This window comes from Proteus mirabilis ATCC 29906, assembly GCF_000160755.1.
In the GTDB taxonomy this organism is placed as follows: Bacteria; Pseudomonadota; Gammaproteobacteria; order Enterobacterales; family Enterobacteriaceae; genus Proteus; species Proteus mirabilis.
The window spans coordinates 36109-56121 of the sequence record NZ_GG668578.1; the positions used below are offsets into that span (position 1 = coordinate 36109).

The window sequence follows — 20013 nt, forward strand, 5'->3', positions numbered from 1 at the left end:
AAAAATAAAGCCGATATAAAAAATCCTCGCATAGGAACTGGGGTCAGTTCAATAAACGAGGATTTTATCAATATATTTGAATTAATTGATTAAGATAAATTATTTTTTATCACAAACAGGGGGAACAAACATAACGCCCATATCCCAAGGTTGTTCAATCCAGGTATTTTGTGGAATATCAACCACAAAATCATCAACTAACGGACGCCCTTCTGGCTTAGCAAAGATAGTGACAAAATGTGCTTTCGGATACATTTCACGGATAACTTTTGCGGTGCCACCTGTATCAACTAAATCGTCAACAACGATAAAACCTTCACCATCACCTTCTGCTTTTTTTAAGATTTTGAGGTCACGTTGATGGTCATGATCATAGCTAGAAATACAGACAGTATCCACATGGCGGATACCCAATTCACGAGCAAGTAATGCGGCAGGAACTAATCCACCACGACTGACGGCAATAATGCCTGTCCATTGTTCGACTGGTAACAAACGTTGTGCCAATTGACGGGCATGTATTTGCAACATATCCCACGTTACAACATATTTTTCGCTCATAATATTGTGATCCTAGCTACTTGAAATTCGAGAGAAGCTTTTTTGCGGAAAAAAAGGTTGCGCGAGATTATAGTGATTTGAGCGTTCAAAAACCAGAGAAAACATAAAAATGGTCGAGATAATCCTCATTTTTCCTGATATGTGTTTTTTTTGTCTAAAAAATACGCAATAAAAAAGCGAACACCAACACAGAAATCCAAATTATTAGATAGATACGTAAGAGAATGACGCATTCATCAAAAGAAAGTGATATTCTCAATTATATTTGGCGAATAACGCTCAGAATAATAAAGCTAACCCTTAAGAAAGCGGTAGGCTATTCATAACACAGATGCTGTTAGAGGAGATCCATCGTGTCTGAACTATCTACTCTATCCCCACAACCATTATGGGATATTTTTGCAAAAATTTGTTCAATTCCACACCCTTCATACCATGAAGAAGCCTTAGCGTCCCACATTATGGCTTGGGCGACAGAAAAAGGTTTATCTGTAGAGCGCGATGCGGTAGGAAATATTTTAATCCGTAAACCTGCCACCAAAGGTATGGAAGATCGTAAAACAGTCGTTTTACAAGCGCACTTAGATATGGTGCCACAAAAAAATAACGATACCGAACACGACTTTACCAAAGATCCTATCCAACCTTATATTGATGGTGAATGGGTAAAAGCGAAAGGCACCACATTAGGTGCAGATAATGGTGTTGGTATGGCTTCTGCACTTGCTGTATTAGCTGACGATACTGTTAAACATGGCCCCTTAGAAGTATTGTTAACCATGACAGAAGAAACTGGAATGGATGGTGCTTTTGGACTACAGCCTGGTTGGTTACAAGCAGATATTCTGATTAATACAGACTCAGAAGAAGAAGGCGAAATCTATATGGGTTGTGCCGGTGGTATTGATGTTAAAACCACGGTAGACCTCACTTATGAAGCTATTCCTGCAAACCATATCGTCAAAAAACTGGTACTAAAAGGCCTAAATGGCGGCCACTCTGGTGGTGATATTCATTTAGGTTTAGGTAATGCAAACAAATTATTAGCGCGTTTCCTTGCTGAACATGCGGATGAATTAGCACTAAAATTAATTGATTTCCATGGTGGTACACTGCGTAATGCTATCCCTCGTGAAGCGCATATTATTTTTGCTATTCCTGCGGATAAAGCGACTCAATTAAATAGCATTACCACAGAATTTGAAGCGCTATTAAAAAGTGAATTAGCCATTGCTGAAAAAAATCTAGCTATCGAATTAACAGATACTAGCACCGAAAAACCAGTATTTACTGCTGATTGTCAATCTCGCACTATCAATTTACTTAATGCCATGCCAAATGGTGTTATCCGCATGAGTGATGATGTGGAAGGTGTGGTTGAAACCTCATTAAACGTCGGTGTAGTGAGTATTGTTGACGATAAAGTAGAAATCCTATGTTTAATTCGCTCTCTGATTGATAGCGGTAAAACTTATGTTGTTAGCATGCTGACAGCATTAGCCAAACTTGCTCAAGCAGATATCGAAACCAAAGGTGGTTATCCTGGCTGGAAACCTGATGCGGATTCACCGGTTATGCACTTAGTACGCGACACTTATCAACAACTATTTGATAAAGTGCCAAATATTATGGTGATCCATGCAGGTCTTGAGTGCGGTCTATTCAAAAAACCTTATCCAGATATGGATATGGTTTCTATTGGGCCAACCATTCGCGGTGCACATTCACCGGACGAGCGAGTACACATTAAGAGTGTAGGCCAATACTGGCAATTACTGACTGCCATTTTAAAAGCGATCCCAGCTAAATAATTTTACTTAAAAACAGTTATCAAACCCGCTTAATAAGCGGGTTTTTTGTTATTTTATCTCCCTATAACTTATTCCCAACCCACCTTATAAAAGCCAATTCTTATACTATTTTGTAATAAAAATTAATACTAATAAAAATAATTTATAGAATAATAATAATTATCATTAGTATTAATATTTACATAATGGTATTTTCACCATTACCGCATTTTAGGTAAAGAAAAATTAAAAATTTAAAGGGATCAACAGTGTCTAAAAAAATTATTGCTACCAACCTATTACTTGCTCTCCCCTTCAGTCTGTTATCGTTACAAATTCATGCCGCAATGACACAAAATTCACCTGATAAAATCATTGTTACCGCATCCCCCTCACAAGATCCGCAAGGACCAATTTCAGGTTTAGTGGCAACAAAAACACTATCAACAAATAAAATACTTAGTGATATAGATAAGACACCACAATCAATCAGTGTCATTACACGCGACCAGATGGATGCGCAAGATGTCAGTTCAGTCTCTCAAGCATTGCGGTACACACCTGGCGTTTTCACTGAATATCGCGGCAGTTCAAACCGAAATGATGAAATCTTTATTCGTGGATATAGCTATGCCCCCCGTTTTCTTGATGGACTTAGTTATGGTATGGGAGCCTCATCTTCTACAGGAGCTATTGACCCTTGGCTATTAGAGAGAGTTGAGCTGATCCGTGGCCCGTCTTCTGTTCTATATGGTCAATTAAATCCAGGTGGTCTTGTGGCAATGACCAGCAAAAGACCCACTTCAACAACCATTAATCATATTCAAGCACGTGTAGGAAATGATAAATTAGCAGAGACAGCTTTTGATTTTGCAGGCTCATTAAGTGATGATAATCGTATTCTCTATCGCCTTAATGGATTAGCAAAAACACAACATACTCAAATTAAAGACTATAAAGAAGAACGATTTGCCCTTGCCCCTGCCATCACTTTTTTGCCAAATGAGCAGACACGTTTAACGTTATTAAGTTTTATTCAACAAGAGCCCGAAGCGGGATACCGTAATTTTTTGCCAGCTTATGGTACGGTCAAAACAACACCCGAAGGCACCATTCCATTTGATTTCAATGTAAATAATGCTGATTATCACCAATCATGGCGCCAACAATATGGCGTTGGTTATGAATTTGAACATGAATTTAATGATAGATTAAAATTGATCCAAAATGCCCGTTATAGCCATATCAAACAAAAATATAAATATCTTGTTTTTGGTTCATTAAGAAAAGATAACCCTTATATTCTTGAGCGCCGAGCTCAACAGGAAAAACGAGAAACAGATACATTTGGTATTGATACTCGACTACAAGCTGATTTTGATACTGAAAAATTAGCGCATACAGTAATTATAGGTATTGATTATCAATGGAGTAAAAATAAAGACAATTTATTGCAAGCGATGGGCCCAGAATATGATTTGGATTGGCGAAATCCTAATTATCATTATCCTATTGATATCAGTTTACAAAAACCGGTGACAAATCAATTACAAAAACACGACCAGTTAGGGATCTATTTGCAAGATCAGATCCAATGGAAAAACTGGATCTTATTAGGGGGATTACGCCAAGATTGGGCGCAAGTTCGTACCTATGATCACATCAAAAGCAGCAAAGACCAACAAGACGACCAGAAGCTAACCGGTCGAGTGGGTCTACTCTATGCCTTTGATAATGGTATTTCACCTTATATTAGTTATAGCACCTCTTTTGAACCTAATTTACAGACACGAAGAGCTCCGGGTAGTGCACCATTTGAGCCAAGTGAAGGACGTCAATTAGAAGCAGGAATAAAATACCTCACCCCAAATGAACAGACATTAGCAACACTCTCTATTTACCAATTACAACAACGTAATGTGACTAACTATAACGCTGAAAAAGCCTATTTTGAGCCAGTAGGTGAAATTAGAAGCCGTGGTATTGAAGCGCAAATTAATAGCCAATTAACTGAAAATATATCATTTATTAGTAGCTATGCTTATACCGATACTGAAGTGAGAAAAACCATCACCGCAGGTACACAAGGAAAAGAATTACCACGGGTTCCTAAACATATGGCATCATTTTGGGGGCAGTATGATGAAACATCAGGGCTATTTAATGGTGCTAAAGCGGGCTTTGGTGTGAGATATATCGGTGTATCTCAAGGTGACACTAAAAATACGATTAGTGTACCTGCAGTCACTTTGTATGATGCCATGGTAGGTTATTCTTTAGGCGAGTTATCCTCCTCTTTAAAAGGGGCTGAAGTTCAACTAAATATGAATAATATTGCCAACAAACACTATGTTGCCTCTTGTGCGGGTGAAACTGCCTGTTTTTATGGCATTGGCAGAACCATGACAGCAACGATAAATTACCGCTGGTGATCATCTATTAATTAAAAAGTATATTTAAATACATTAACCATAGTGCGCCTTGATGCTCGCTATGGTTTTTTAATACTTATAATGCTAAAAGAAGTTGTCGTTCCATTTGTGGATCTTGCAACGTAACATGAAAACCGACTAATCTTACTCCCCTGCCATTTCGACGTTCATGCCATGCCTGATAAGCAATATCAATTAAATCCGTTTTTTCTAAAATAGGATGAGAATGCTCTTGGGTGGTTAACTGGAAATCATCAAATTTTAATTTAACCCCTTGTCTCGCAATTCTAAGATCAGGTTTCACTCGGCTTAATCGTTTTTCTAATTCATCATATAATCCATCAAGCAATGCTAAACACTCATCCCATGAATCAATATCTTCAGCCAGTGTGCGCTCAACACCAACAGATTTTCTTAAACGTTCAGGATTGATTAATCGCTCATCAATACCATGGCTACGCTCCCATAAGCTTTGCCCAAATTTACCTAGATTTCTCACTAAGGAAATAACATCCGTACCACGAACATCAGCACAGGTTTCTAATCCCATCTCTTGTAATCGAGCAAAGGTGACTTTTCCTACTCCCGGAATTTTATTTAATGGTAATTTTAAAATAAAGTCATCCATCTGTTCAGGGGTGATCACATATTGTCCATTTGGTTTATTTAAATCAGATGCTATTTTGGCGAGAAACTTAATCGGTGCAATACCGGCGGAAGCCGTGAGGTTAAGTTCAGCAAAAATTTGCTGGCGGATCTGTTGCGCTATCAATGTGGCAGAGCCGTGACAGTGTTTACTATCAGAGACATCAAGATAAGCTTCATCTAATGAAAGCGGCTCTATTAAATCTGTATAACGGGCAAATATTTGACGAATTTTAGCTGAAGTCTCTTTATATAATGCCATGCGACCGGGCAATACTTTTAAATGAGGGCATAATTTTAATGCCGTAGCCGTTGACATGGCACTACGGACACCAAAACGGCGAGCAGGATAATTAGCAGTACAGATAACACCTCGACGAGAAGCATTACCACCGACTGCGATAGGGATCTCTTTTAATGTAGGGTTATCTCTCATTTCAATCGCAGCATAGAAACAATCCATATCGACATGAATAATTTTCCGCATACAATCACCTCACGCTATTTACTGTTTAAATATACAGTAAATAACCATTAACTACAATTTTTATTCCCTGATCTATACCTATTTTAAGTGATATTAGTGATTATTATTTTAATTAAGTACGTTTGTTTATAGAAATGTCACACAGTAATGATAGATTACTTTTAACTTATTCTGCTCTTTTTATTTTTATCGTAATTATTTGAAAATCAAATATAAAACAAGGAAATAGAGTTATATGATCAAAATATTTATTGCAATTTCATTCCTCTTTTACTCAGTATTTGTTATGGCTTCTCCTAAAATTATTGCACACAGAGGTGGCACAGCGGATGCACCTGAAAATACCGAAATTGCTATCAAAACAGCACTAAGCAATCAAGCTGATGCAATTTGGATAACCGTTCAACTGTCTAAAGATAATGTCCCTGTTCTTTATCGTCCAAGTGATCTAAAAAGCCTCACTAATGGGCAAGGGGCAATTTCAACCTTTACTGCCAAAGAATTGGCGCAATGGGATGCAGGATATAAATATGGGGAAGCACAACAATTTCCATATCGCAATAAAGGGGTTACTATCCCGACATTGGAGTATATTCTGACTCAATTTCCTAAAACACAATTCTATATTGACTTAAAATCACCTGATGCCGATCCCGTTATACAAGGCAAAGCATTAGCTTCGGTATTAAGCAAACATAATGCGTTAGAGAGAACGCGTGTTTATTCTACCAATAGTGCTTTTTTAGATGCGTTACCTGATAACGTACAACGCTTTGAAAGTCGTGATGTTACCCGCGATATCTTAGCCAATATTACTATGGGGCATATCTGTTTACTGCCAGAAAATCTTGATATCACACGTTGGTATGGCCTTGAACTGCACAGAAAAGTTGAGGTGGTTGAAAAATATACCTTAGGTGAAGCTCGTTCAGCGGCTGTATTAAGTTGGGACAAAGATGCGATGTCTTGTTTTCGTGCGGGGGGTAATGCGCATATCGTTTTATTCGGTATCAATACTGAGAAAGATTATTTGCAAGCAGTAGAATTAGGTGCTGATGCAGTTATGGTTGATTCTCCAGCTAAAATAAAAGCATTCAGAAAAGAGTAAACATCGTTGCGACATTGGCGCTTTTTTACCTTAATACATTTCTCTTCTACACTTAATAGTGTCAATAAACAGAAATAAGTTAGGTGGAATAAGATGTTAAATAATAAAGCTTCTGGTGACTGGAATTTATTTAAAGGAAAAGTGAAAGAAAAATGGGGAAAACTCACCCATGATGAACTGGATATTATTGAAGGAACCAGAGAGCAACTGATAGGGAAACTCCAAGAGCATTATGGCTATTCTTATGATGAGGCAAAAAAAGAAGTATTAGAGTGGGAAGGCAGTAACCCTTATCCTTGGAAGTAGCAGCGACTTAATCACAGTATTAAAAAGCTTAATATCCTTATCTGAAAGCGATTTTTCTAAACAAAAAAGAGTGGCGTATAAAATATACGTCACTCTTTTATTTTAGCTATTACTTGATAAATCTATCGTTAGCAAAAAAATGCATCGATAACCAAACTATAAGATGCGGTTTTTTTGCAATAGCTCTTGGCGAGCAGCTTCTTTCGCCATTCTTTTTTTACGAGCATCACAAGGTTCAGGACAATCACACTCTTTCTCAATACCAATAGAGCCTAAACCACCACAACTGCCCTGAATACTTTTACGTTTAACAATATATCCTAAAGCCATTCCAAAGAATGCCAGTAAGAACAAGATGAAGGCAAAAAGAAATATTTTTAACATAACCTTCTCTCCTTAAATTCTACTTTTTCAAGAATGGGGCGAATGCCTTACTATAACGCTCTTCAAACCCATTTTCAGTTTTAACTATCATAAAAACAGGAATATTTAATTTATTTGCTACCTCTAAGCCCTTTTCAGGCCCCAGAACATTTAACCCTGTTGATAAACCATCAGCACTCATACAAGTAGGTACAATTACGGTAATAGAGGCAAGGTTATGTTTGATTGGGCGACCTGTTGTAGGATCAATCGTATGAGAAAAACGGACGCCATCTTCTTCAAAATAGTTACGATAATCCCCCGATGTCGCAATCGAATTATCACCCGGTTCAATAATTAATTGTACACTCTGTGTGGTGCCATCATTAGCAGGTTTTTCAATCGCAATGCGCCAAGGTTTATCATTACCATTAACACCTTGTGTTCTCACCTCACCACCAATATCAACCATATAGTTGGTAATATTTTGAGAAATCAAATATTCGGCAACAGCATCAACACCGTAACCTTTAGCAATAGAAGAGAGATCAACATAAAGCTCAGGTATTTTTTTAATTAATGTATTACCTTCCACTGCAAGGTAATCAATTCCCGTCCATTTTTTACGTTTAGCTAGTTCATCGGCTGAAGGTTGATGAGTAAAACGTCCTTCAGGGCCAAACCCCCATAAATTGACTAAAGGCCCAACAGTAACATCTAAAGCCCCATCCGTAATTTTATTAATACGAATCGCTTCACTAACGACTTTAGCAGTAGCGGGTGAAACTGGGAATGGCGTATTAATTTCACGACTTTGATTGAAACGACTTAATTCAGATTGAGGACGATACGTTGACATTTGATCGTTCACTTCTTCAAGAATACGATCGATTTCTGTTTGTAAGACGCTTTGTGAAGGTGAATCACTACTAGGAACATATTTAATTGAATAGTAAGTTCCCATCGTTTCGCCTTCTAACACCTGCTGTTTTTCACCACAGGCTGATAAGAAAACCAGTGCACATAGCATCAAGATCCCATGCATCATCTTTCTTTTTAACATATATCTCTCTTCTGATCATGAGCGCCCACATTAGTGGGCGCTTGTCATTTCATACTGTTATGCTTTATCTACTTTATGAGAAAAATCAACCACCAAAGTCATCCAGCATAATATTTTCATCTTCTACGCCTAAATCTTTAAGCATTTTGATCACCGCAGCATTCATCACTGGTGGTCCACACATATAGAATTCACAATCTTCTGGTGCTGGATGATCTTTGAGGTAGTTTTCATAGAGCACATTGTGAATAAAGCCGGTGTAACCCGTCCAATTATCTTCCGGTAATGCATCTGACAACGCAACATGCCAAGTAAAGTTTTCATTCTCTTTAGCCAGCATATCAAAATCTTCTGTATAGAACATTTCACGCACAGAACGAGCACCATACCAGAAGCTAATTTTACGTTTAGAATGTAAGCGTTTTAGCTGATCAAAAATATGTGAACGCATCGGTGCCATACCAGCACCACCACCAATGAAGATCATTTCCGCATCAGTTTCTTTTGCGAAGAATTCACCAAATGGTCCTGAAATTGTCACTTTATCACCCGGTTTTAATGACCAGATATAAGATGACATAATTCCCGGTGGCACATCAGGATTACGTGGTGGCGGTGTCGCAATACGCACGTTTAACATGATAATGCCATGCTCTTCAGGGTAGTTCGCCATGGAGTATGCACGCACTGTGGTCTCTTTAACTTCAGAAACATAGCGGAATAAATTAAATTTATCCCAATCTTCACGATACTCTTCAGGAACATCAAAATCTTCATAGCGCACTGTGTGAGGAGGACATTCAATCTGAATAAAGCCCCCAGCACGGAAAGGTACCACTTCACCTTCAGGAATTTTTAATACCAACTCTTTAATAAACGTGGCTTTGTTATCATTTGAGATAACTTCACATTCCCATTTTTTAATCCCGAAGATCTCTTCGGGTAGCTCTAATTTCAGATTATTTTTAACGTTAACCTGACAAGCTAAACGGCAACCTTCTTTAGCTTCACGCTTATTAATATGAGAAAGCTCAGTAGGAAGAATATCTCCACCACCTTCAAGTACTTTTACGCGGCATTGACCACAAGAGCCACCACCACCACATGCAGATGAGATAAAAATACCTTCGTTTGATAATACATTGAGTAATTTATCACCGGCTGGCGCATGGAAACTTTTTTCAGGATCTCCATTCACCTCAACTTCAATATCCCCTGTATTGACTAACTTTGATTTTGCAAACAAAATCAATGCAGTTAGCACCAATACAATCAGGGTAAACATCGCAACACCTAGAATAATTATATCCATGAGTTCTTCTCACCCTTTATAGCTGAACACCAGAGAAGGACATGAAACCTAATGCCATCAACCCTGTGGTGACAAAAGTAACTCCTAATCCCTTCATACCTGACGGTACATCCGCGTATTTCATTTTTTCGCGAATAGAAGCCAGTAATACGATAGCTAACATCCAGCCAATTCCAGAGCCGAAACCATATACAATAGATTCACTAAAGTTATAGTCACGTTGTGCCATAAAGGACACACCACCAAAAATAGCGCAGTTAACAGTGATCAGTGGCAAGAAGATCCCCAATGCGTTATATAGCGAAGGGAAGTAGCGATCTAAAATCATCTCGAGGATCTGTACCAGAGCCGCAATCACACCAATGAAAGTGATAAAGTTTAAGAAACTTAAATCAACACCTTCCATTAATGCATTTGCGCGTAGTACATAGTTGTAAACCAAGTTATTCAAAGGTACAGAAAGCCCCAGAACAACGGTTACCGCAATACCTAATCCAAATGCTGTTTTTACATTTTTAGATACCGCAAGGAAAGTACACATCCCTAAGAAGAACGCCAGTGCCATATTTTCAATAAAAACAGCACGAACAAATAAGCTTATATAATGTTCCATGGCAATTAGTCCTCTTCAACCTGTGCAGGTTTTAATGTACGTAATCCCCAAATTAGCAAGCCAATAATAAAGAAAGCACTTGGCGCTAATAGGAATAAGCCATTAGGTTGATACCAACCGCCGTTTTGGATAGATTCCATCACCGTAATGCCAAATAATTTACCTGAACCAAATAGCTCACGTAAAAATCCAACAAGGATCAAGATAACCCCATATCCTAGGCCATTACCGATACCATCCATAAAGCTTTCGATAGGTGGTGACTTCATCGCATAGGCTTCAGCGCGTCCCATCACGATACAGTTAGTAATGATAAGACCAACGAAAACAGAAAGCTGTTTAGATATTTCATAAGCGTACGCTTGTAAAACTTGGTCTACCACAATTACTAATGAAGCAATGATCGCCATTTGCACAATAATACGTACACTGCTGGGGATATAGTTGCGGATCAGTGAAATAAAGAAGTTTGAGAATGCCGTCACTAATGTTACCGCAATGGTCATTACTAATGCCGTCTCAAGCTTGGTTGTTACTGCTAATGCAGAACAGACCCCTAATACCTGTAAGGCAATCGGGTTATTATCTAACAACGGCCCGAGTAAAACGCGTTTGATCTCTTTTGTATCAGCCATTGATCTCTCCTTCACGAACTTTTTTCAGGAATGGGCCGAAACCTTTATCACCTAACCAAAAATCGAACATATGTTGAACGCCGTTAGAGGTTAAGGTTGCACCTGAAAGGCCATCAATACCATAAGGACTATCTGATGCCCCGCCACGTACGATTTTAATAGCAGGCACACCTTCTTCATTCAGTAAGCGTTTACCTTTCCACTGTGCCTTCCATTGCGGATTATCAACTTCTCCACCTAGCCCCGGCGTTTCACCATGAGAATAATAGGTAATCCCCTTCGCTGTTACACCATCAATATCTACCGCAACAAAGGCATACATGACCGACCATAGGCCTGAACCATAGACGGGCAGTACCACTTCTTGGGTTTTACCTTGATCATCAAGAACAAAGTAAACTTCTGCGGTATTGGCACGACGACGAATTTTTGCAATATCTTCTTCAGGTGATAGTGCGATAGAGGTTTCATCGCTACGTAGTTCGCTATTTAAATCAAAGTCGCCTTTACTGTCTGTCAATTCGCCAGTTTTGAAGTTTACAATCTTAGCTTTAATGCGTGTATCGTAAACTTTGAGTACTTCACTGGCGCTCATCTTAGGCACCAATAAACCAGCAACATCTAGAATATTACGTTGTTTATCCAGTAGCTTTTGCTCTTCTTGCTTAGATTTAAGTCCAACAGCAGAGCCAGCCACTACCACGGAACAAACAAGACATAGAATAAATACAACGAGGAACGTTCTTCCGACGCTATCTTTGTTTTTTTCTTTAGCCACGAGCTTTTCTCCGCTTAATATTCGCCTGAACAACCACATAGTCAAACAGCGGTGCAAATAAGTTGGCGAATAAGATTGCTAGCATCATTCCTTCTGGGTAAGCCGGATTGACGACACGGATTAGCACAGCCATTACGCCAATTAAAATACCGTAAGCCCATTTGCCTTTATCAGTGAATGAAGCTGATACCGGATCGGTTGCCATAAACATCATACCAAATGCAAAGCCACCTAATACGAGGTGCCAGTGCCAAGGCATTGAGAATAATGGATTAGAGTCAGAACCAATCAAGTTAAACAGATATGACATTGCAATCATACCCACCATCACACCGGCAACAATGCGCCATGATGCGATACGAGCAAATAAAATGATTGCGCCGCCAATTAGGATCATCAGTGTTGAGACTTCACCAATAGAACCAGGGATATTTCCAAGGAATGCATCCATCCAAGAAATAGGCTGCTGAGTGACATTATTTAACAATGCACTTTGACCAGAAACAGACCATTGAGAGAGAGGGGTTGCACCAGAGAAACCATCAGCGGCAGTCCAAACAAGATCACCTGAAATTTGTGCCGGATAAGCAAAGAAGAGGAAAGCACGCCCTGCTAATGCGGGGTTTAAGAAGTTACGTCCTGTTCCACCAAAAATCTCTTTTGCAATTACGACACCAAAGGTGATACCTAAAGCAGCCTGCCATAATGGTAATGTGGGCGGCACAATTAACGCAAACAGAATAGAAGTAACAAAGAAACCTTCGTTAATTTCATGTCCGCGAATAAGGGAAAATAACACTTCCCAGAAACCACCTACCGCAAATACAACAAGATAGATAGGTAAAAAGTAAGTTGCCCCAAGGAGCATTTTACTTCCCCACCCAGCATCTGGTGTCAATGATGCACCTAAATACTGTGCAAGTGCATAGTGCCAATCAGAAGCAATCACTTGCTGTAACTCAGCACCACTATACAACTGATTAAGAGCAGGGATCGCTTGTTGACCAACGTTATACATTCCCCAGAACATCGCTGGGAAAACAGATAACCAAACAAGGATCATCATACGTTTTAGATCGATGGTATCGCGTACATGCGAACCATTACGTGTCACCGTACCCGGCGTATAAAAAACCGTTGTGACCGCTTCATAGAGTACATACCACTTGGCGTATTTACCACCGGGCTCAAAATGGTGCTCTACTTTTTCAAATAAATTTTTCAACCCCATGAGTTACCCTTCCTGCTCAATTTTGGTCAATACTTGGCGCAGTGCTGGGCCATACTCATATTTGCTTGGACAAACATAAGTACATAGTCCCAAATCTTCTTCGTCCAATTCCAAACAACCTAATGCTTGAGCACTGTCAGTATCACCGACAATCAAATCACGTAACAAATGTGTTGCCATAATGTCTAATGGCATAACACGCTCATAGTTACCAATTGGCACCATTGAACGTTCACCACCATTCATTGTGGTTGTAAATGCAAAACGTTTGTTCTTTAAGAAGTGACCAATTGTGGTACGTGTAATGGAGAATTTATTAGTACCTGGATAACCCCAACCAAATAACTCTTTTTCACGACCTTCGCGTAATACAGAGACTTGGTTATGAAAACGGCCTAAATAGTGATGCGCTTCGTCCGATTTCCAACCCCATAAAATAGAGCCAGAAATAATACGATTATCACCATCGACTAATTGATCTTTCGTTAATTCATAAAGATCAGCACCTAAACAGGTACGTAATAATCGAGGGGCTTTAACTTGAGGTCCCGCTAATGCAACAACACGCTCGGTATATAAAGAGCCGGTAGTAAAGAGATACCCCATCGCAATAACATCTTGGTAGTTAAGATGCCATACCATTTTTTTCGCGCTGACTGGCTCTAAAAAATGGATATGAGTACCCACTAATCCCGCAGGATGAGGGCCAACAAATTGGTTATAGCTAATTTGTCCATCATTGAGTTTAGCCGGTGCTTTTTCACCATGACAAACATGCACCTTACCCTCTGTTAATTTACTTAAAACAATCAGACCATCGTTAAAAGCCTGCTCGTTTTGTTCAATGATCACAGTAGGATCTGCCGCTAATGGATTAGTATCCATCGCAGTGACAAAAATTGCCACTGGCGTGGTTCCTAATTTAGGGGAACGACTGTATGGACGTGTTCTTAACGCTGTCCATAAACCTGAATTTACTAGGTTTGTTTCTACCTGTTCACGGGTCAATTCTGAAAGTGATGAGCTATCATAACTGTCGAAAGTGACTTCTTCATCGCCGTCAACTTCAATAACAACGGATTGAAGTACACGGCGCTCACCGCGGTTAATGGCAACAACTTTACCACACGCAGGGCTTGTGAATATTACACCGGGGTTCTTTTTATCTTCAAAAAGAACCTGCCCTTTTTTAACATGCTCACCTTCCGAAACCATCATAGAAGGACGCATTCCGACATATTCTTCACCTAGCAAAGCTACGTGTCGAATCGCGGGTCCGTCTTCTATCACTTGGGCAGGCGCTCCTGCAATTGGGAGGTCGAGTCCTTTTTTAATTTTAATCATAAGATTTGCACAAGTTTATCAGTTAAACCCTAAGCTACAAATTCACCCCGAAAATGTAGCGACTCTGTAATAAAAACACCTTAAGGTAGTTTGATACCCTAAGTTATTTATCTCCGATAATTGTTACTATTTTCTCTTATTCTGCCGATCTGAATTTTATCATCTCAGTTTCAGCCTGTCTGACTATTCGAGTGATTTAGCTCAAGCAAATGGGAATATTATTTTGACTGAAACGTTAACAATTCGCATAAACCGAATTAAAATATCACATTTCTCGACCAACGATTAAGTTTTATACAGAATATTTTGTAATAGAAAAGAAACCATAGTAGATTTAAATTTACAAATTGATTGCTTCATTGCAATCTACAATCTAGTTTATCAACAAATTTTAAGCCTTTTTTTTGATAAAACCATGACCAGTCACGCAAAACAATTAATCATATTTTTAACAATAATATTAACCTCATTATTTGTTAATGCTGAAAATAGTTCAAAATTTCTTATCAAACCTGTTAAAAAAAGTACAGGGGAGCCCATCTATATTCAAATATTTAAAGAAGAAAACTTACTAGAACTGTATATAGAAAAACAGGATGGACAATTAGAGAAAATACGTACTTATCCCATTTGTAGCTATTCGGGAGGATTAGGTCCGAAGAAATATCAAGGTGATTTAAAAAGTCCCGAAGGCTTTTATCAAGTTAATCAAACTCAGCTTAACCCAAATAGTCGGTTTTATCGAGCAATTAACCTAGGATTTCCTAATCAATACGATCAAGAGCAAGGTTATACCGGTGATTTTTTGATGATCCACGGTGCTTGTAAATCAGTGGGTTGCTATGCAATGACCGATACTGTGATGGATGAAATCTACCAATATGCCGAACTTGCGCTGAAAAATGGCCAACAGAACATTAATATTCATATTTTCCCTTTTAAAATGACAGCCGAAAATATGAAAAAATTCCAATACTCTGCCAATATGGATTTTTGGCAACAGTTAGCACCTGCTTACCAATATGTGGAAGAATACCAAAAAATCCCAGTAATTAGTGTAAAAAACGGTCGCTATTTGGTGAATAATCGTGAGGCTATTTCCACATTAAATTTAGCTAAAAGTATCGATAGTAAATGGTTACAAAATTCGCAACCCACGATCAAATAAAACAAACTCACCAACAGGAATTTTTTGCCAAGATTCATTACCTGTTAAGGGTAATGTCGATATTACCGACACAATATCATCCGCTTTAGTGTGTTGCTGAAAATCAATTTCAATATCTTGATCCAGCAATTTGGCCTTACCAAAAGGAGCTTTACGGGTTATCCAGTGTAAATTAGTTGAACAATATGCCATAACAAATCGGCCATCGGATAACAACATATTAAACACACCTTTTTGCCGCAATTGATCAGCTAAAATAGCAATGAAACGAAAGACCGCCGGCCAATTAGATGGTGTTCTCTGGTAACGCTTTTCAAGCTGATTTAATATCCAGCAAAAGGCTTTTTCACTATCAGTCTGTCCTACCGCTCTAAAACGCCCTGTATCCAGTGATTGATAACCTTTAAGTTGTCCATTATGAGCATAAGTCCAATTTTTACCCCACAGTTCACGGGTAAAAGGATGCGTATTTTCTAAACTGACATTACCTCGATTAGCTTGGCGAATATGCGCAATGACAGCATGTGATTTAATGGGGTATTCTTGTACAAAACGAGCGACGGGTGAAACGGCACTAGCTTGTGGATCTTTAAATGTACGACATCCTAATCCTTCATAAAAGGTGATACCCCAGCCGTCTTTATGAGGGCCAGTTTTACCACCACGAGGAATGAGGCCACTTAAACTAAAATTGATATCAGTGGGTACATTTGCACTCATGCCCAACAATTCACACATCGCCCGCTCCTACTTACTCACGCTTTAATTATTCATATAAGGCAATATTACTATATCGTTATTTTTCCATTTCTTTTTCAATCAGCTGGATCAGAATATGAATAACTTTGATATGGATTTCTTGAATACGGTCGGCATAACCAAAATGAGGGACACGAATTTCAATATCTGCACTCCCTGCCATTTTTCCGCCATCTTTACCTGTTAGAGTAATAACTTTCATACCTTTTTCACGAGCGGCACTAATGGCTTTAATAATATTGCCTGAATTACCGGAAGTTGAGATCCCCAGTAATACGTCACCCTCTTTACCTACCGCTTCCACATAACGTGAAAAAACATATTCATAACCAAAGTCGTTACTCACACAAGAAATATGGCTCACATCAGAAATTGCGATAGCAGGATAACCGGGTCTATTTTCACGATAGCGCCCCGTTAATTCTTCTGCAAAATGCATAGCATCACAGTGTGATCCCCCATTACCACAGGATAAAACTTTGCCGCCTGCTTTAAATGAGTCTGCTAATAATACAGCTGCTTTTTGAATGGCTTCAATATTCGCATCATCTTGTAAAAAACGAGAGAGTGTATCTGCCGCTTCAGTTAATTCGCCACGAATAAGATCTTGGTACATAGGATTTTTACTCCAGAAAAGGGATCAAAAAATATCTATTTCTCAGTGTAACGGATCCAATGATACGAAAGAAGCACCTCTTTACCTACAAATGCTAACTTCTCTCATTTACGAATAATTTGTGAGCTACATTGTAATTAGAATGTAAAAATATTGCTAAAACTTGGTGACTGCATTAGATCTAAATAACACACAACAGGTCTGACCTCTGATGTCTTGCAAATACAGGAGTTTTATTATGACCCTACTCAGTATTGTGCTTTTCTTAGTTCTCATCGGTATACTTAGTTACCGAAAATACAGCCTTGTAGTAAGCAGTATCTTACTTATTGCTTATACTTTCGTGATGGGTTTAGCCAATATCTGGAGCTACTGGCTATTACTGCCCGTTGCATTGATATTATTACCATTCACTCTTCCTTCTATTCGCAAAGCATATATCTCAGCCCCTGCACTAAAGGCTTTCCAAAAAGTGATGCCATCTATGTCTAAGACAGAGCAAGAGGCCATTGATGCGGGAACAACATGGTGGGAAGGTGAATTATTCCGTGGAGCACCAGATTGGAAACAACTTCACAATTATCCTAAGCCACAACTTACCGCTGAAGAACAAGCTTTTCTGGATGGTCCAGTTGAAGAAGTTTGTCGCATGACCAATGATTTCCAAATCACACATGAACTAGCTGATTTACCTCCTGAGATTTGGCAATATTTAAAAGACCATCGTTTCTTTGCGATGATTATCAAAAAAGAGTATGGCGGATTAGAGTTTTCTGCCTATGCACAATCTCGTGTACTGCAAAAGCTCGCGGGTGTTTCAGGTATTCTCGCCATCACTGTAGGTGTACCTAATTCATTAGGTCCAGGTGAGTTATTGCAACATTATGGTACTGATGAGCAGAAAAAACGTTACTTACCTGGTTTAGCCAAAGGTGATGAAATTCCATGCTTTGCATTAACCAGCCCTGAAGCAGGCTCTGATGCTGGCGCTATCCCTGATAGTGGTGTGGTTTGTATGGGGGAATGGCAAGGTGAGCAAGTCCTTGGTATTCGTCTCACATGGAATAAACGCTATATTACTTTAGCACCTATAGCCACAGTATTAGGACTCGCTTTTAAACTTCGCGATCCAGACCATCTACTGAGTGATAATGAAAATCCCGGTATTACTTGTGCTTTAATTCCAACCGACGTAAAAGGGGTAGAAATTGGTCATCGCCATTTCCCACTCAATGTTCCTTTTATGAATGGTCCCACTCGTGGTAAAGATGTTTTCGTTCCTATCGATTTTATTATCGGTGGTCCAAAAATGGCAGGCCAAGGTTGGAGAATGCTGGTGGAATGTCTTTCAGTCGGTCGTGGTATCACACTGCCATCTAACTCCACTGGAGGCTTAAAAAGTGCAGCAATGGCAACAGGTGCTTACTCTCGAATTCGTCGTCAGTTTAAGCTTCCTATCGGTAAGATGGAAGGAATTGAAGAGCCATTAGCGCGCCTTGCTGGTAATGCTTATCTCTTGGATGCAGCTTCAACCTTAATTACCACAGGTATTATGTTAGGAGAAAAGCCTGCCGTACTTTCTGCTATCGTAAAATATCATTGTACCCATAGAGCGCAACGCGGGATTATTGATGCAATGGATATTGTTGGTGGAAAAGGGATTTGTCTTGGCCCTTCTAACTTTGTGGCTCGCTCTTATCAAGGCTCCCCCATCGCCATTACGGTGGAAGGCGCTAATATTCTCACTCGTAGCATGATCATTTATGGACAAGGGGCTATTCGTTGCCACCCTTATGTTTTAGATGAAATTGCAGCGGCTAGAGATAACAACTTACACGACTTTGATCATGCCTTATTTGGTCACTTAGGCCATGTTGCCAGTAATACATTACGTAGCCTTTGGTTAGGTATCACTAATGGTCGCTTAAGTACCGCGCCAACAAAAGATGAAACTCGTCGTTATTACCAACAAATTAACCGGCTCAGTGCCAACATGGCGTTACTTTCTGATGTTGCCATGGGGGTTTTAGGTGGTAGTTTAAAACGTCGTGAACGTATTTCTGCAAGGCTTGGCGACATTTTAAGTCATATTTTCCTCGCCTCTGCGGTACTAAAACGTTATGAGGATGAAGGTCGTAATACCGCTGATTTACCACTGGTACACTGGAGTATTAAAGAGTGTTTATACCAAGCAGAAAATGCCATTGATGAGCTATTACGCAATTTCCCAAATCGTTTTATTGCAGGAGCCCTGCGCGCCATTATTTTCCCTCTGGGTAAAGTGCAGAAACTGCCTTCAGATAAGTTAGATAGTAAAGTGGCTCAAATTATCCAACAACCTTCTGAAACCCGTGATCGTATTGGTAAAGGGCAATTCCTCACACCCAGTGAGCACAATCCTCATGGCTTAATGGAAGAAGCTCTGCTCGATATTTTAGCCGCAGAGCCACTGTTTGAACGTATCTGTCGACTCTATGAAAAGAAATTTAGCTTCACTCAATTAGATAAATTAGCGGATAAGGCTTTAGCTGATAAACGAGTGACTCCCGAAGAAGCAGATATCTTACGCAAAGCGGAGCAAAGCCGTTTACGTAGTATTAATGTGGATGAATTTGACTTTGATGCCTTGGCGGTGCCGGCAAAAAAGTCGTCAACTGATACAATAAAAACAGATAAAGCAGCCTAATTATGCCGTTATGATCGTCAATAAATAGTCTGCCATTTAACGACTGAAACACGGATACAACACCTCATTATTTTAATTTAATAATGAGGTGTTTTTTATTGGGAGATGATCACAAT

General features: G+C 39.2%; 18 protein-coding genes. 6 read left to right on the forward strand and 12 right to left on the reverse strand.

The genetic code is table 11. The annotated features are described in order from the left end of the window. Positions 1-99: 99 nt before the first annotated feature. Positions 100-561, reverse strand: a complete 462-nt coding sequence (gene gpt, locus HMPREF0693_RS08310; RefSeq protein ID WP_004244790.1) for a xanthine phosphoribosyltransferase — start codon at positions 559-561, stop codon at positions 100-102. 353 nt (positions 562-914) lie between these two features. On the opposite strand from gpt, the gene HMPREF0693_RS08315 reads away from it, so the two are divergent. Both HMPREF0693_RS08315 and HMPREF0693_RS08320 read left to right on the forward strand, forming a co-directional pair. Next, complete coding sequence (locus HMPREF0693_RS08315; protein ID WP_004252266.1) at positions 915-2372, forward strand: aminoacyl-histidine dipeptidase; 1458 nt, start codon at positions 915-917, stop codon at positions 2370-2372. A gap of 248 nt (positions 2373-2620) precedes the next feature. Then, complete coding sequence (locus HMPREF0693_RS08320; RefSeq protein ID WP_004244793.1) at positions 2621-4783, forward strand: TonB-dependent siderophore receptor; 2163 nt, start codon at positions 2621-2623, stop codon at positions 4781-4783. Between the two features lie 76 nt (positions 4784-4859). On the opposite strand, the gene dinB is transcribed toward HMPREF0693_RS08320, so the two are convergent. Continuing rightward, on the reverse strand, positions 4860-5915 hold the full coding sequence (gene dinB, locus HMPREF0693_RS08325; protein WP_004244794.1) for a DNA polymerase IV: 1056 nt from the start codon (positions 5913-5915) through the stop codon (positions 4860-4862). 235 nt (positions 5916-6150) lie between these two features. Here dinB and HMPREF0693_RS08330 point away from each other — a divergent pair, with 235 nt between their 5' ends. Both HMPREF0693_RS08330 and HMPREF0693_RS08335 read left to right on the forward strand, forming a co-directional pair. After that, positions 6151-7023, forward strand: a complete 873-nt coding sequence (locus HMPREF0693_RS08330; RefSeq protein WP_004244795.1) for a glycerophosphodiester phosphodiesterase family protein — start codon at positions 6151-6153, stop codon at positions 7021-7023. Between the two features lie 93 nt (positions 7024-7116). Continuing rightward, complete coding sequence (locus HMPREF0693_RS08335) at positions 7117-7329, forward strand: CsbD family protein (protein ID WP_004244796.1); 213 nt, start codon at positions 7117-7119, stop codon at positions 7327-7329. Between the two features lie 156 nt (positions 7330-7485). Here the strand turns inward: HMPREF0693_RS08335 and nqrM are convergent, their stop codons facing one another. The 8 genes from nqrM to HMPREF0693_RS08375 all read right to left on the reverse strand — a co-directional run bounded on the left by nqrM (position 7486) and on the right by HMPREF0693_RS08375 (position 14668). Beyond that, positions 7486-7713 carry a (Na+)-NQR maturation NqrM gene (nqrM, locus tag HMPREF0693_RS08340; protein WP_004244797.1) on the reverse strand — a complete coding sequence of 76 codons (228 nt, stop codon included), beginning with the start codon at positions 7711-7713 and terminating at the stop codon, positions 7486-7488. Positions 7714-7732: 19 nt separating this feature from the next. After that, the gene (locus HMPREF0693_RS08345; protein WP_004244798.1) at positions 7733-8755 is read right to left on the reverse strand and encodes an FAD:protein FMN transferase; all 1023 of its coding nucleotides are present in this window, start codon (positions 8753-8755) and stop codon (positions 7733-7735) included. A gap of 85 nt (positions 8756-8840) precedes the next feature. Then, on the reverse strand, positions 8841-10067 hold the full coding sequence (gene nqrF / locus HMPREF0693_RS08350) for an NADH:ubiquinone reductase (Na(+)-transporting) subunit F (protein ID WP_004244799.1): 1227 nt from the start codon (positions 10065-10067) through the stop codon (positions 8841-8843). Positions 10068-10083: 16 nt separating this feature from the next. Further along, the gene (gene nqrE / locus HMPREF0693_RS08355) at positions 10084-10680 is read right to left on the reverse strand and encodes an NADH:ubiquinone reductase (Na(+)-transporting) subunit E (protein ID WP_004244800.1); all 597 of its coding nucleotides are present in this window, start codon (positions 10678-10680) and stop codon (positions 10084-10086) included. Between the two features lie 5 nt (positions 10681-10685). Then, the gene (locus HMPREF0693_RS08360; protein ID WP_004244801.1) at positions 10686-11315 is read right to left on the reverse strand and encodes an NADH:ubiquinone reductase (Na(+)-transporting) subunit D; all 630 of its coding nucleotides are present in this window, start codon (positions 11313-11315) and stop codon (positions 10686-10688) included. Continuing rightward, positions 11308-12093 carry a Na(+)-translocating NADH-quinone reductase subunit C gene (locus HMPREF0693_RS08365; protein ID WP_004244802.1) on the reverse strand — a complete coding sequence of 262 codons (786 nt, stop codon included), beginning with the start codon at positions 12091-12093 and terminating at the stop codon, positions 11308-11310. The genes HMPREF0693_RS08360 and HMPREF0693_RS08365 overlap by 8 nt, the downstream gene beginning before the upstream one ends. Then, positions 12086-13324: an NADH:ubiquinone reductase (Na(+)-transporting) subunit B gene (locus HMPREF0693_RS08370; protein ID WP_004244803.1), complete on the reverse strand. Its 1239-nt coding sequence runs from the start codon at positions 13322-13324 to the stop codon at positions 12086-12088. The genes HMPREF0693_RS08365 and HMPREF0693_RS08370 overlap by 8 nt, the downstream gene beginning before the upstream one ends. A gap of 3 nt (positions 13325-13327) precedes the next feature. After that, positions 13328-14668 carry a Na(+)-translocating NADH-quinone reductase subunit A gene (locus HMPREF0693_RS08375; protein WP_004244804.1) on the reverse strand — a complete coding sequence of 447 codons (1341 nt, stop codon included), beginning with the start codon at positions 14666-14668 and terminating at the stop codon, positions 13328-13330. A gap of 415 nt (positions 14669-15083) precedes the next feature. Here HMPREF0693_RS08375 and HMPREF0693_RS08380 point away from each other — a divergent pair, with 415 nt between their 5' ends. Further along, positions 15084-15836, forward strand: a complete 753-nt coding sequence (locus HMPREF0693_RS08380; protein WP_004244805.1) for a L,D-transpeptidase family protein — start codon at positions 15084-15086, stop codon at positions 15834-15836. Here the strand turns inward: HMPREF0693_RS08380 and HMPREF0693_RS08385 are convergent. Continuing rightward, a complete protein-coding gene (locus HMPREF0693_RS08385; RefSeq protein ID WP_004244806.1) occupies positions 15807-16574 on the reverse strand; it encodes a class II glutamine amidotransferase in 768 nt (255 codons plus the stop codon). The two genes, HMPREF0693_RS08380 and HMPREF0693_RS08385, sit on opposite strands and share 30 nt — an antisense overlap. Before the next feature lie 58 nt (positions 16575-16632). Next, positions 16633-17211, reverse strand: a complete 579-nt coding sequence (gene lpcA / locus HMPREF0693_RS08390) for a D-sedoheptulose 7-phosphate isomerase (RefSeq protein WP_004244807.1) — start codon at positions 17209-17211, stop codon at positions 16633-16635. A 238-nt stretch (positions 17212-17449) separates the two neighbouring features. On the opposite strand from lpcA, the gene fadE reads away from it, so the two are divergent. Beyond that, a complete protein-coding gene (gene fadE, locus HMPREF0693_RS08395; protein WP_004244809.1) occupies positions 17450-19897 on the forward strand; it encodes an acyl-CoA dehydrogenase FadE in 2448 nt (815 codons plus the stop codon). Positions 19898-20013 lie beyond the last annotated feature (116 nt).

What these genes read in the sequence shown, in the direction of transcription:
- HMPREF0693_RS08375 (WP_004244804.1), bottom strand. Translation starts at nt 14,668, where the DNA reads ATGATTAAAATTAAAAAAGGACTCGACCTCCCAATTGCAGGAGCGCCT.
- HMPREF0693_RS08370 (WP_004244803.1), bottom strand. Translation starts at nt 13,324, where the DNA reads ATGGGGTTGAAAAATTTATTTGAAAAAGTAGAGCACCATTTTGAGCCC.
- dinB (WP_004244794.1), bottom strand. Translation starts at nt 5,915, where the DNA reads ATGCGGAAAATTATTCATGTCGATATGGATTGTTTCTATGCTGCGATT.
- HMPREF0693_RS08385 (WP_004244806.1), bottom strand. Translation starts at nt 16,574, where the DNA reads ATGTGTGAATTGTTGGGCATGAGTGCAAATGTACCCACTGATATCAAT.
- lpcA (WP_004244807.1), bottom strand. Translation starts at nt 17,211, where the DNA reads ATGTACCAAGATCTTATTCGTGGCGAATTAACTGAAGCGGCAGATACA.
- HMPREF0693_RS08335 (WP_004244796.1), top strand. Translation starts at nt 7,117, where the DNA reads ATGTTAAATAATAAAGCTTCTGGTGACTGGAATTTATTTAAAGGAAAA.
- fadE (WP_004244809.1), top strand. Translation starts at nt 17,450, where the DNA reads ATGACCCTACTCAGTATTGTGCTTTTCTTAGTTCTCATCGGTATACTT.
- nqrM (WP_004244797.1), bottom strand. Translation starts at nt 7,713, where the DNA reads ATGTTAAAAATATTTCTTTTTGCCTTCATCTTGTTCTTACTGGCATTC.
- nqrF (WP_004244799.1), bottom strand. Translation starts at nt 10,067, where the DNA reads ATGGATATAATTATTCTAGGTGTTGCGATGTTTACCCTGATTGTATTG.
- HMPREF0693_RS08380 (WP_004244805.1), top strand. Translation starts at nt 15,084, where the DNA reads ATGACCAGTCACGCAAAACAATTAATCATATTTTTAACAATAATATTA.
- HMPREF0693_RS08330 (WP_004244795.1), top strand. Translation starts at nt 6,151, where the DNA reads ATGATCAAAATATTTATTGCAATTTCATTCCTCTTTTACTCAGTATTT.
- HMPREF0693_RS08345 (WP_004244798.1), bottom strand. Translation starts at nt 8,755, where the DNA reads ATGTTAAAAAGAAAGATGATGCATGGGATCTTGATGCTATGTGCACTG.
- HMPREF0693_RS08360 (WP_004244801.1), bottom strand. Translation starts at nt 11,315, where the DNA reads ATGGCTGATACAAAAGAGATCAAACGCGTTTTACTCGGGCCGTTGTTA.
- gpt (WP_004244790.1), bottom strand. Translation starts at nt 561, where the DNA reads ATGAGCGAAAAATATGTTGTAACGTGGGATATGTTGCAAATACATGCC.
- nqrE (WP_004244800.1), bottom strand. Translation starts at nt 10,680, where the DNA reads ATGGAACATTATATAAGCTTATTTGTTCGTGCTGTTTTTATTGAAAAT.